This is a genomic window from Lelliottia sp. GFLA7 (genome assembly GCF_056490165.1).
Genome location: NZ_JBWLAQ010000007.1, coordinates 32,058 through 44,213, shown reverse-complemented (window position 1 = coordinate 44,213; position 12,156 = coordinate 32,058). Strand labels below are relative to the sequence as shown.

At 50.0% G+C, this 12,156-nt stretch carries 10 protein-coding genes; 1 reads left to right on the top strand and 9 read right to left on the bottom strand.

Going from position 1 to position 12,156, the window contains the following annotated elements:
- Positions 1–37 precede the first annotated feature (37 nt).
- The 6 genes from AC07RN_RS16995 to gmk all read right to left on the bottom strand — a co-directional run bounded on the left by AC07RN_RS16995 (position 38) and on the right by gmk (position 6,647).
- A complete protein-coding gene (locus AC07RN_RS16995; protein ID WP_478336888.1) occupies positions 38–568 on the bottom strand; it encodes a fimbrial protein in 531 nt (176 codons plus the stop codon).
- A gap of 215 nt (positions 569–783) precedes the next feature.
- Positions 784–2,865, bottom strand: a complete 2,082-nt coding sequence (gene recG / locus AC07RN_RS16990) for an ATP-dependent DNA helicase RecG (RefSeq protein ID WP_478336887.1) — start codon at positions 2,863–2,865, stop codon at positions 784–786.
- Between the two features lie 3 nt (positions 2,866–2,868).
- Positions 2,869–3,558 (bottom strand): tRNA (guanosine(18)-2'-O)-methyltransferase TrmH, encoded by a 690-nt coding sequence (gene trmH / locus AC07RN_RS16985; protein WP_235134413.1) that lies wholly within the window; start codon positions 3,556–3,558, stop codon positions 2,869–2,871.
- A gap of 4 nt (positions 3,559–3,562) precedes the next feature.
- Entirely contained in the window at positions 3,563–5,674 is a 2,112-nt protein-coding gene (spoT, locus tag AC07RN_RS16980) for a bifunctional GTP diphosphokinase/guanosine-3',5'-bis pyrophosphate 3'-pyrophosphohydrolase (RefSeq protein WP_011915357.1), read from the bottom strand.
- Positions 5,675–5,693: 19 nt separating this feature from the next.
- Positions 5,694–5,969 carry a DNA-directed RNA polymerase subunit omega gene (gene rpoZ, locus AC07RN_RS16975; protein ID WP_011915358.1) on the bottom strand — a complete coding sequence of 92 codons (276 nt, stop codon included), beginning with the start codon at positions 5,967–5,969 and terminating at the stop codon, positions 5,694–5,696.
- A 54-nt stretch (positions 5,970–6,023) separates the two neighbouring features.
- Positions 6,024–6,647, bottom strand: a complete 624-nt coding sequence (gene gmk / locus AC07RN_RS16970; RefSeq protein ID WP_011915359.1) for a guanylate kinase — start codon at positions 6,645–6,647, stop codon at positions 6,024–6,026.
- A gap of 251 nt (positions 6,648–6,898) precedes the next feature.
- Between gmk and ligB the strand changes: the two genes are divergently transcribed.
- Entirely contained in the window at positions 6,899–8,569 is a 1,671-nt protein-coding gene (ligB, locus tag AC07RN_RS16965) for an NAD-dependent DNA ligase LigB (RefSeq protein ID WP_478336886.1), read from the top strand.
- On the opposite strand, the gene AC07RN_RS16960 is transcribed toward ligB, so the two are convergent.
- The 3 genes from AC07RN_RS16960 to AC07RN_RS16950 form a co-directional block, all read right to left on the bottom strand.
- Positions 8,566–10,218 carry a phosphoethanolamine transferase gene (locus tag AC07RN_RS16960; RefSeq protein ID WP_478336885.1) on the bottom strand — a complete coding sequence of 551 codons (1,653 nt, stop codon included), beginning with the start codon at positions 10,216–10,218 and terminating at the stop codon, positions 8,566–8,568. The genes ligB and AC07RN_RS16960 overlap by 4 nt on opposite strands.
- 115 nt (positions 10,219–10,333) lie before the next feature.
- A complete protein-coding gene (locus AC07RN_RS16955) occupies positions 10,334–10,951 on the bottom strand; it encodes a trimeric intracellular cation channel family protein (protein ID WP_011915362.1) in 618 nt (205 codons plus the stop codon).
- A gap of 319 nt (positions 10,952–11,270) precedes the next feature.
- On the bottom strand, positions 11,271–12,134 hold the full coding sequence (locus AC07RN_RS16950; protein WP_011915363.1) for a YicC/YloC family endoribonuclease: 864 nt from the start codon (positions 12,132–12,134) through the stop codon (positions 11,271–11,273).
- Positions 12,135–12,156 lie beyond the last annotated feature (22 nt).

Sequence of the window (12,156 nt, the reverse complement as noted above, 5' to 3'; positions counted from 1 at the left end):
CTCGGAATGCTTAATACAACATGATTGAATATAAGGCTTACAGGTTTTCTAACTGAACCGTTAATGATGACTGAACGTCACCCATGGTTGGGGTTTCACCCGTAAGTTTTACTAAGCGCATATAAATAGCGTAATTTCCATTGAAAACTGTCCAGGATGGAGCTAGCGTTTGGCTAAAGTCAATTGCGTGACCATAAGCATTATAGACCCCAACCCCTACGCCTTTTGCGGAAGTGTCAGCCGTTAAACTATTTAATAAGGTATTGCCTTCGGTTTTATCGGTATTACCGATAAACTTAAGGCCTGTGGTTTTACATTTATCGCCGACCATACGGATGCCAAGCGAATCACTATGGCTAACGTCTACGCTGTCACCACCTTGTGCAGGTAATGCGGAGACATTGACAGCTTTTAAGGCTAAGGCTGAAGAGCTTAATGATAATGCACAGGCAGACGCTGTATTATTAACGGTACCATTAATCTGTAAATCTGCTGAAGTATCTTGCGCATAAGCAGATGCGCAGCTTGATATACAAATAGCGGCTAATAATGCTATTCTTAGTTTCATTGTTTAAATCCCTTTGATATTTGCTTACTGAAAACACAGAAAACAACCGGTATTAAGAGTAGCTTAGGGAATTACTAATTTGAACTTTTAAGAATTCCAAAATTACACCTGCTCATGTAACTAATTAATAAAAAGCAATATATGTTTTTTTGATATATAAGGTGGGTTAAATATTGAGCTGGGTGATGTTTTTATGGGGAATGTCGGCATAACCCTTACGCATTGGAGTAGCGTTCAGTCTCTGGCATCCAGCGTTCAATCAAAGCAGTCGCCTGTTGGGGGTAGCGTTCATGAATGTGTCGCGCCAGCCGCTGAACTTCCGGAATCATTGCCTGATCGCGTAATAAGTCCGCGACTTTGAATTCCGCGTTACCGGTCTGGCGCGTCCCCAGCAGTTCGCCCGGACCCCGTATTTCCAGGTCCTTTTGGGCAATAACGAAACCGTCGTTGCTGTCACGTAACACTTGCAGACGCATTTGCGCAGTTTTGGAGAGGGGAGATTTGAAGAGCAGTACACAGTGTGAGGCTACCGCACCACGTCCGACACGACCCCGAAGCTGATGAAGTTGCGCAAGGCCCAATCGTTCCGGGTTTTCAATAATCATCAGGCTGGCATTGGGGACATCCACCCCCACTTCAATCACCGTGGTTGCAATCAGTAAATGCAATTCGCCCTGCTTAAAGCGCTGCATCACCTGCTGTTTATCAGCCGATTTCATACGACCATGCACTAGCCCGATTTGGAGTTCAGGTAGCGCCAGCTTTAGCTCTTCCCATGTCACTTCTGCCGCTTGGGCTTCAAGCAGTTCGGACTCTTCAATTAATGTGCACACCCAGTAAGCCTGGCGGCCTTCCTGGGTACAGGCGTTGCGTACACGGTCAATAATATCGCTGCGACGGGTGTCAGGGATGGCCACCGTCGTGACTGGCGTACGGCCAGGCGGCAGTTCATCAATCGTTGAGGTATCCAGATCGGCGTAGGCAGTCATCGCCAGCGTGCGCGGGATCGGGGTGGCGGTCATGATCAACTGGTGTGGGTGAAACCCCTGCTGCAGCCCTTTTTCCCAGAGCGCCAGACGTTGATGGACACCAAAGCGGTGTTGTTCGTCAATAATGACCAGAGCAAGACCCTTAAACTGCACGTGCTCCTGGAAAATAGCGTGAGTCCCGACGATCATTTGCACCAGGCCGCTGGCAATCGCTTCTTGCTGTGCGATTCGCGCTTTGCCCTTTTGTTTACCGGCCAGCCAGCCAACTTCTACGCCAAGTGGCGCAAACCAGCTACGAAAGTTGTTGGCATGCTGTTCGGCGAGCAGCTCCGTCGGTGCCATCAATGCCACCTGTTTGCCGTGTGCGATTGCGCGTAAGGCAGCCAGGGCGGCAACCAACGTTTTACCGGAACCCACATCACCCTGCACCAGGCGCATCATGGGTACATCTTGCGCCAAATCATGCTCAATTTCGGCTGTGACGCGCGCTTGCGCATGGGTGGGTTTAAACGGCAGTGAGGCCAGCAGCTTATCTTTTAAATCATCACGGGCGGTGAGCGGCAACGCATGAAAACGTTGCGCGCCAGCGCGAAGCGCCAGCATGCTCAGGTTATGGGCCAGTAATTCTTCAAGGATAAGACGCCGTTGCGCCGGATGTTGACCACTTTCTAAATCGCTGAGCTGCAAAGAGGGAGGCGGACGGTGCAGGGTACGAATCGCTTCAGGCAGGCTCATCATTCCTTGCGCCAATTCAGGCGGCAGCAATTCGGTAATGGCACAGGTATCAAGCAGTTCAAGGGCTTGATCGGTTAGTTTGCGCAGCGTTGCTTGCTTGATACCTTCGGTTGTCGGATAAACCGGCGTTAACGTTTCTTGTAATTCAGGAGTCGAGAGATCGCCCTGTACGCGATATTCCGGGTGGATCATCTCCGCGCCGAATTTACCGCGTTTTGCTTCGCCGTAGGCCAGTACTCGTCTTCCTGCAGCAAGACCATTTTTCATTGCAGCACTGAAATTGAAAAAGCGCAGAGTGAGGATGCCGGAGCCATCGCTGATCTGACAGGTCATCATTCGACGACCGCCAAAGGTGACGTTGCAGTTCAGGATTTCACCTTCAACCGTGGCATAAATACCGGGAAGGAGATCGCCGATGGCATAAAGCTGAGTGCGGTCTTCGTAACGTAAAGGGAGGTGAAGCAGGAGATCTTGTACGGTGTGCAGGCCGATTTTTGCAAGTTTGCTACTTTGTGCCGCGCCAACGCCAGTGAGTGAATTGAGCGGGATAGCGTCCAGCAGGCGGCCCTTCATGATTTATCCTGCGTACTGCATTGTGGACCACCACTCGGCATCAGCTTCGATTTCGCCCTGCGCGTTAACGTGGGGGTAGGGCAATTGCTTTTGCTTTGCTACGCGGGCGAGCACCGGATATCCGCCTTCAAACAACAATCGCTGCTGTTCTTCTTCTGGCAGCATGCTGTTTTTGCGTTCGTACATGCCTGCATTCTGACGTTGGCGCTGCGCCTCATAAAGGATTAACGCAGAAGCAACAGAGACATTCAGAGACTGAACCATGCCGATCATCGGGATAATGATGTCGCGATCGGCGAGATCCAGCGCTTCCTGGGTGATCCCGGTTTTCTCTTGCCCCATCAAAATACAGGTCGGGCGGGTGTAATCGATCTCACGAAAATCAACCGCTTTATCAGAAAGATGGGTGGCCAGGATTTGCATTCCGGAGGCTTTCAACTGCGCGACAGCCTCTGAAATCGTCGGGTGCGTTTTGACCGTCACCCAACTGTTGCTGCCGGCTGCACTGGACGCCATGGTACGCAGGCGATTACCTGGCCAGACTGCGTGTACTTCATGTACACCCACGGCATCAGCGGTACGGACAATGGCAGAAACGTTATGAGGTTTATGGACCTGCTCCATACAGACCGTCAGATCGGGCTGACGTCTGGCGAGCATTTCGCAGATACGAGCATAACGCTGTGCATTCATCAGACTAGTTTCGGTTACGGGTGACTTTAATGACGTCTGGCATGACGCGAATTTTACGCATGATGTTTGCCAGATGCACACGGTCACGGGCAGTCAGACGGATAAAGGCGCTGTAAACGCGGCCATCTTTTTCTTCTGTATTCAGACTTTGAATATTGGAAGAGGCCGTGTTGATTGCTGCCGTCAGGTTAGCCAGCGCACCCTGGTGGTTGAACATATCCACCTTAATTTCGGTGATGAATTCCTGCTCGGTCTCTTTATCCCACTCGACGGCCATAAACTTCTCAGGCTCTTTCTGATAACCACGGATGTTACGGCAGGATTCGTGGTGGATAACCAGGCCTTTGCCCGGGCTCACGTGCGCGATGATCGGGTCGCCAGGAATCGGTCGACAGCATTTCGCGAAGGTAATCAGTACACCGTCTGCGCCTTTGATCGGTAAATGACCGTGGCCCTGCGTGGTTGACTGTACAGAAGAGGCATCGCCTTGCTGCAGGTTTTTCGCCACGACAACACTCATCGCATTCCCGAGACCGATTTCTGCCAGCAGGTCGTCTAGTGCCGCGAGCTTCATGCGCTCCAGTTCACGCTGGATATTCTCTGGCGGGATCTCGGCAAGCTTACGACTGCCGCCCAACGCATGGTTGAGCAAACGGCGACCCAGGCTGACGGAATCATCACGCTTGAGGTTTTTCAACAACTGGCGGATTTTGGCGCGCGCCTTGGAGCTCACGACAAAGTTCAACCACGCTGCGTTCGGGCGTGCGCCCGGAGCGGTGATGATTTCCACAGTCTGGCCGCTGGTGAGCGGTTGCGAAAGCGGATACGGCTGGCGGTCTACGCGTGCACCAACACAGGCATGACCAATATCGGTATGCACGGCATAAGCGAAGTCGACTGGCGTAGCGCCTGCGGGCAGTTCGACAATTCGCCCTTCTGGTGTAAAAACGTAAATCTCATCCGGGAAGAGATCGGATTTGACGCTCTCGATAAATTCAAACGAGCTGCCGGCGCTTTGTTGTAGCTCCAGCAAACTTTGCATCCACCGCTGCGCGCGGATTTGTGCGGTCGTGCTGGTTTCACCGTGCTCTTTATAAGCCCAGTGCGCAGCAACACCCATTTCCGCCATTTGATCCATGTCTTCGGTGCGGATTTGCACTTCGACGGGCACGCCGTGTGGACCAATCATGGACGTATGCAAAGATTGATAGCCGTTCGCTTTTGGAATGGCGATGTAATCTTTAACCCGACCTGGTCGCGGTTTGTAAAGGCTGTGCATCTGACCGAGAACACGGTAGCAAGTGTCCGAGTCATGGACGATTACGCGAAACGCGTAGATATCCATGATCGAGTGAAAACGCTGCTCTTTGAGCACCATTTTGCAATAAATGGAGTACAGATGCTTTTCGCGACCGCTGACGCGGCACGGTATTCCCGCTTCCTGTAAACGTCCTTCAATTTCAGAGAGGATCTTTTGAATCATCTCTTTACGGTTGCCACGCGCGGCTTTAACGACTTCTTTAATCACACGGTAGCGGTTTGGGTACAACGCTTCAAAACCCAGCTCTTCAAGCTCAGTTTTAATGTGATGAATACCTAAACGGTGTGCCAGTGGGCTATAGATTTCGAGTGTTTCGCGGGCAATGCGACGACGTTTGTCCGGGCGTAATGAGCCCAACGTGCGCATATTGTGGGTGCGGTCAGCCAGTTTGATAAGAATGACGCGGATATCCTGCACCATCGCCATGATCATTTTGCGGAAGTTTTCGGCTTGCGCCTCTTTCTTGTCGCGGAATTTCAGCTTATCAAGCTTAGAAACCCCTTCCACCAGTTCGGCAACGCTTTTGCCAAACAACTGTTCCATATCCTGGTAGGTGGCGGGGGTATCTTCGATCACGTCATGCAGGAGCGCAGCCATTAGCGTTTCGTAGTCGAGTTTCATCTCGGCCAGAATACAGGCCACCGCTACCGGGTGCGTGATATAGGGTTCACCGCTTGAACGTGTTTGGCCCTCGTGAGCGTCACGTGCAACGAGATACGCCTGCTGAAGACGTTTGATTTGGTCTTCTGGCAGGTAGTGTTGAATCAGCTGATTCAGGCTTTCAAACAGATACAAGGGCGACCCGCAGGTTTAATTAACGACGGCCTTCAGCAATGGCGGTTACGGCCTGCAGTTCTGCGGCTTCCTGCTCTTGCTGCTCCTGGCGCTCACGTACGTCGAGGATCTGGTTGGTGATCAGACCTTCTTCGATTTCGCGCAATGCGATAACGGTGGTTTTATCGTTTTCTTCTGGTACCAGTGGATCTTTGCCGCCGGACTGCATCTGACGAGCGCGACGCGCGGCGACCAGTACCAGGTCAAAACGGTTACCAATTTTCTCTACAGCGTCCTGAACAGTTACGCGTGCCATACTTATAGTGCTCCACAGATGAAGAAATGACTGGGCATGATACTGAATGTGGGTTCAGTCTGCCAACAGTTTGGTGATTAAAGCGTCATGTCGCTGCTTCTGGCGGCTCATACGCAGTCGTTCGGCGCGAATAATAGTCTTAAGATCGCCAAGAGCGGTATCAAAATCATCATTCACAATCAGATAATCATATTCAGCGTAATGGCTCATTTCTGCAACTGCCTGGGCCATACGTTTCGCAATAACTTCTTCGCTATCCTGACCACGTCCGCGAAGACGACGGTCCAACTCTTCTTTTGACGGCGGTAGTATAAAAATACTGCGAGCCTGAGGCATCTTACTACGGATTTGCTGGGCACCTTGCCAGTCGATGTCTAAGAACACATTGACGCCCGTTGCCAGAACCTGCTCGATAGTTTCTCGTGAGGTGCCATAGTAATTACCGAATACTTCGGCGTGTTCAAGAAACGCTTCTCTGCCAATCATCGTTCTAAATTCATCATGATTAACAAAGAAATAGTGTTCACCGTGTACTTCACCTGGACGCGGCTGACGCGTGGTGTGAGATACCGACACTTGCGTATCGTACAACGGTTGGGTTTTTAACAGTGCCTGAATCAGGCTGGATTTACCCGCCCCACTTGGAGCAGAAACAATATAAAGCGTGCCTTGAGCCATGAGAGTCTTTCGTATGTGTTAGCGATTAAGTCCTACATACGAGCTTATTATACACGTCGCCACGGTGTGACGTAGCCTTTGTCACACTTTTTCATTTGGATTGTTGATTTTTGCGTGCCGTTTTCCAATTTTCTTGTCCCTTTGCAGCCCCAAAAAATATTACATGGAATGCCCCTCGTAAAGTGCATCTTTGCGGGTAGTCAGACCCAAACCGGACCGTTATAACTTCCGCAAACCAGGGAGGATTAACGATGTGGAAATGGGCTGGCGTAGTTGTAATGGTGTGGAGTAGCTATGGAACAGCGATATGTCCTGCGTGGTCGCATGCCAAAGCGGAACAAGAAATTGCGGGGTTAAACGCACAGATTTCTCGCTGGAATGATGCCTACTGGCAGGAAGGTAAAAGCGATGTGAGCGATGAGGTTTATGATCAATTAAACACCCGATTGAAACATTGGCAGCAGTGCTTTAATCATGAGCCTGCGACAGAGGATATTCCTCCTGCTAACGGAACGCTGCGACACCCTTTTGCACATACGGGTGTGCACAAGGTTTCTGGCAAAGAAGAATTGCGGCAGTGGATGCATTCACGACGCGATTTGTGGGTGCAGCCTAAAGTCGATGGTGTGGCAGTCACATTGGTTTATCGCAAAGGGAAGTTGGTGCAGGCGATCAGCCGTGGTGACGGCGTGAAAGGTGAAGACTGGACCGCAAGAGTACAAGCTATCCCCTCTGTCCCTTTAAACGTGAAGGGCGTACTTTCCGAAAGCGTTCTGCAAGGGGAAATTTTTTTACGGTGTGAAAGACACATTCAGCAGCAGATGGGAGGGATGAACGCCAGGGCTAAAGTAGCTGGAATGATGATGCGTCATAATGACAAGACGGTACTGGAAAATCTCGGCGTCTTTATTTGGGCCTGGCCCGATGGTCCACAGTCTATGCCGCAACGCCTTTCTGAACTCACCAAAGCTGGTTTTACCCTGACAGCGCAATATACGCGAGCAGTCAGCACGGCAGATGAGGTTGAAAAAAACAGAAAGGAATGGCTGACTTCCTCTCTTCCGTTTGTGACTGACGGCATTATTGTTCGATCCTCGGTTGAGCCAGTCGGTGAGCTGTGGTTACCGGGAGAAGGGAATTGGGTCGTCGCCTGGAAATATTCGCCGGTTTCGCAGGTAGCAGAAGTTAATGCTATTCAATTTGCGATTGGACGCACGGGTAAGATTTCCGTTGTTGCCGTACTGGAGTCAATACAACTGGATGACAAACGTGTGAAGCGCGTTAATCTCGGTTCTGTGAGCCGTTGGCAGGCGTTGGATATTGCGCCAGGCGATCAGATTTTGGTGAGTTTGGCCGGGCAGGGTATTCCGCGGGTAGATAAAGTCGTATGGCGTGGAAATGATCGAAAAAAGCCAGCACCGCCTGCATCGCAATATCACTCACTCACCTGCTTCTATGCTTCACCTGAATGTCTGGAGCAATTTTTTGCCCGACTGGTCTGGCTAAGTTCAAAGCAGATTCTCAATATGGAGGGATTGGGTGATTCGAGCTGGCGACTGTTACATCAGACTTATCATTTTGAACACATTTTTTCCTGGCTGGCTGTAACGCAGGAACAAATAGAAAAGACATCAGGTTTGAATCCTGCACGACGTTTACAGCTATGGCATCGTTTCGAGTTTGCTCGCCATCAGCCTTTCAATAAATGGATAAAAGCGCTTGGCATACTCTTACCACAAGCCGCTGCCGACGCGTTGAGCGTTCATTCATGGCGCCAATTACAAGACAAAGATGCGGTAAGCTGGAATCAGCTCCCCGGCATCGGTACAGAGAAAGCGCGAAAATTGGTAGAGTTTGTACACGATTCGCAGATCACACGTCTTGCCACCTGGCTTGGTGAGCAAGGTATTGACGGGTTCTAAAGCGAACCCGCCTTGGCTTTTCGCCATGGTGTGTGCCTGTCCGGTGAACTGAAGGTATCACGTAATTGATCGTAATCGAATATATGACGTCCGCCATCCATAACCGGGAATAACGTGGGTTGCTGATAGCATTTTTCTAGTACCGAACCGCAATTTTCAGTACCCGTAGAGATGCCAAGCCAACTGAGCATTAATTCATAGTTATTTGCCGTCGACCAGAAACCCGGAACCCAGCCCAACTGCCGTTTTTGACTGGAAATGGCTGGCTGGCTGTACCAGATAAATTGTGGAACTTCGTAAGCCTCTTTACTCGGATTACGTGAACCATGCATATAGATGGATTTCAGTTTAGGGTTTTTTTCTAACCCGTGATCTGAAAAATACAGAATCGAAGAGGCACTGCTTTGCAGGCGCTTGGCAACTTCGCCAATAAAGTAATCGGTAAAGCGAATTGCGTTGTTATAGCAATCTTCATATTTGTTGCCGGTATCAAGGATATCTGCAGATTCAGGGTAGCGGTCACACGCCATTTCATGGCTGCCGTTTATATGTAAAACGATGAATTTCCTACCGGGCTTCTTCAGCGCTTCGTCAAGCGCCGGTAGAAGCTCGGTATCATACTGAGTGTTGATCCACTGTGCTTTTTGACTGGTAGAGGCGATAGCAACAATATAATTATTGCTCTTTCCGGAGTTGCCTTGAGCACTGATCCATTCTGTGTAATAACCCGTTTTTCGCGCGATGTTGACGATATTATCTGCGAGTTTGTCGACGGTGAAATTATCCGGATCGGCTTTGCTTAATATCATCGGTACGGCAAGTACGGTAGCTGAAGCCGGGGCAATTGCATGCGCAAAAATCAGGGCATGATTTTTAAATGCAGACTCGACAGGTGTCGTATTCTGGGGGAATCCATAAAGCTGCATGTTGCTGCGACGGGCGGATTCACCCACTATCACGACATAGTTTTCGATACCCGTCTCATGGTACTGCAGTGCGGGATAATACACATTCTGCTGACCAATTTTCTCCGCCAGTGCGCTGTCTCGTCGCGCAATAATAAATTCAGAGCCCGTGTAAAAAGGGGTATTGGTCAGGATGCGTGAGCTAAGCGGATAGTAAACCTCAAGGTCTTTACGCTTTTTTAACCAGTTGGCCGTTGAGTACCAGCCCATATAGCCAACCAGTAAGATCAGGCCTATCCCTTTCGCGCGATCCCCAACGTTCTCACTGAGCGATTTAATGGCATACCAGGTGATAAAAAAGTAGGCAATAACAACCGGGAAAGTATGACCATATAGCCCCGACATACTCTTCGCCTCGGCAATATGGGTGGCCATGATACTCATGGCAAAAACGGTATTAAACTCGCTTTGGTAAACATCCCAGGTACTGAATGCGATCGCAAAATTGAGGGTCAGGATTGTGGTCAGTATGAACGTAATGATTTTACCGGGGATGCAGCGATAGATTGCTGAGGCACTCAATAAAAGCAGGCTGTTGCAAATTGCAATGCGTACCGCAAAACGTGCTGGTTGCGTGAAGAACACTGGCCATAATTGAATAAGCACAGAGAGAAGCAGCAGAATCAGAAAATGGCTGCTGAGTTTTTTATTTATGGTGAGAACTGCAGCTTTTGCAAATGGCATCGATTCTGAACGCAAATTTCCAGGCGGGATAAACGAAAATTATTATATTCGTTTTTCGCATTGGTATGGGACATCTAAAAGTGCTTTTTACGGCTGTTATGCGCCTTGTAAGAGCTTAGTGTGAGTCATGCGTGTAATGAAACACGGGAAGTCCCAATTTTAAGCGTAGTGCCAACATCCGCGCGGTAAAACCAAAGAGTAACGTCGCGATGACAACGAAATCAAGACTTGAGACATAATGTTGTAAAGCGATGTATAACACCGCCGAGGCAAAGGAAATGCCGGCATACAGCTCTTTCTGAAACACCAGAGGAATGCGTTTACAGAACATATCACGGAGAACACCGCCAAAAACACCCGTCACAACGGCGGCGATAGAGGCAATGATCGGACCTTCCCCCATATCGAGAGCAATCTGTGCGCCGATAATTGAAAATACCACCAATCCCACGGCATCCAGAATCAGGAACAGACGTCGCAAGTGCGGCATTACCGGGGCGGCAATGGTGGTCAACACAGCTGCCACCGCGACGATCACCACGTACTCTGGATGTTTGACCCAGCCCAGCGGATAGTGGCCAAGCAGGATGTCGCGAACGGAGCCACCGCCCAGCGCGGTTGCTGTGGCGATAATAATGACGCCGAACGTGTCCATCCGACGACGTCCAGCGGCCAGCGCTCCCGTCATGGCTTCGGCAGTAATTCCGACCAAATATAAAATGTGTAGCAGCATCTCTTCCCCCTGATTGAACGGGCTAGGGTAACGTTTTGTAGAACACATCACGATTTAGATTTTTTGTGCATCGCAATGAAAGGGATACTTTTACTCATGCACCTTTGCTTACATTAGAGCTTGTAGAACGGTTAATGGATTTTTAGGCATTAGTTTTTTTCATCATTAAAGATGTATTTCTGCTAACGTTACTCACTGCACAGCGAATGGTTGGGAAGAGTTAATCTGAAGCGATATTTGAGCCATCCGCACTCCGTGAGGCACAAAAAAAAGCCATTGTTATAATGGCTTTTTTAGTCAGGCTTGGGAGTAAATGACGTTACTCAATGTTCTGAATCTGCTCGCGCATTTGCTCAATAAGCACTTTCAGTTCAATGGCTGACGTGGTGACTTCGGCATTGATGGACTTAGATGCCAGCGTGTTCGATTCGCGGTTAAATTCCTGCATCATAAAGTCGAGGCGACGGCCAACGGCTTCTTTTTTCTTGAGAATGTTGTACGTCTCTTTAACGTGAGCATCGAGTCGATCAAGCTCTTCCGCGACGTCAACACGCTGTGCCATTAGCACTAACTCTTGCTCAAGACGGGTGTTTTCCAGCTGAACTTCAGCATCTTCAAGTTTGGCAATCAGGCGTTCGCGCTGCCACTGCAGTACTTCGGGCATGTGAGCACGCACTTTGATGACTTCTGCACTGACACCCTCGAGGCGCTGTTCAATCATGCCTTTTAATGCCTGACCTTCCGTTTCGCGCGCTTCAATAAAATCATCCAGAGCCCCATCGAGCGCACCGAGGATTTCGGTAGTGATCGCGTCCAGGTCTTGCTCTCCAGCGGCCATCACGCCAGGCCAACGCAGGATATCAACCGGGTTGATTTCACCTTCGTCGCTCTGCATTTTGACCCAGTTCGCGGCATTCACCAGCTGTTTAGCCAGTTTTTCATTGAGGATCAGCTCCCCTTGAGCGCTCGCATCGGGTTCAAAACGCAGGTTACATTCAACCTTACCGCGCGTCAGGCGAGCACGAATGCGCTCACGCACGACCGGCTCAAGGCTGCGAAACTGTTCTGGCATACGGAAATAAGTTTCCAGATAGCGCTGGTTCACCGAGCGCATTTCCCAGGTAGCGCTACCCCAGCTACCTTTGATTTCACGCCGGGCGTAGGCGGTCATACTGCGTATCATAGACATTCCCGTTTTTAGAGGA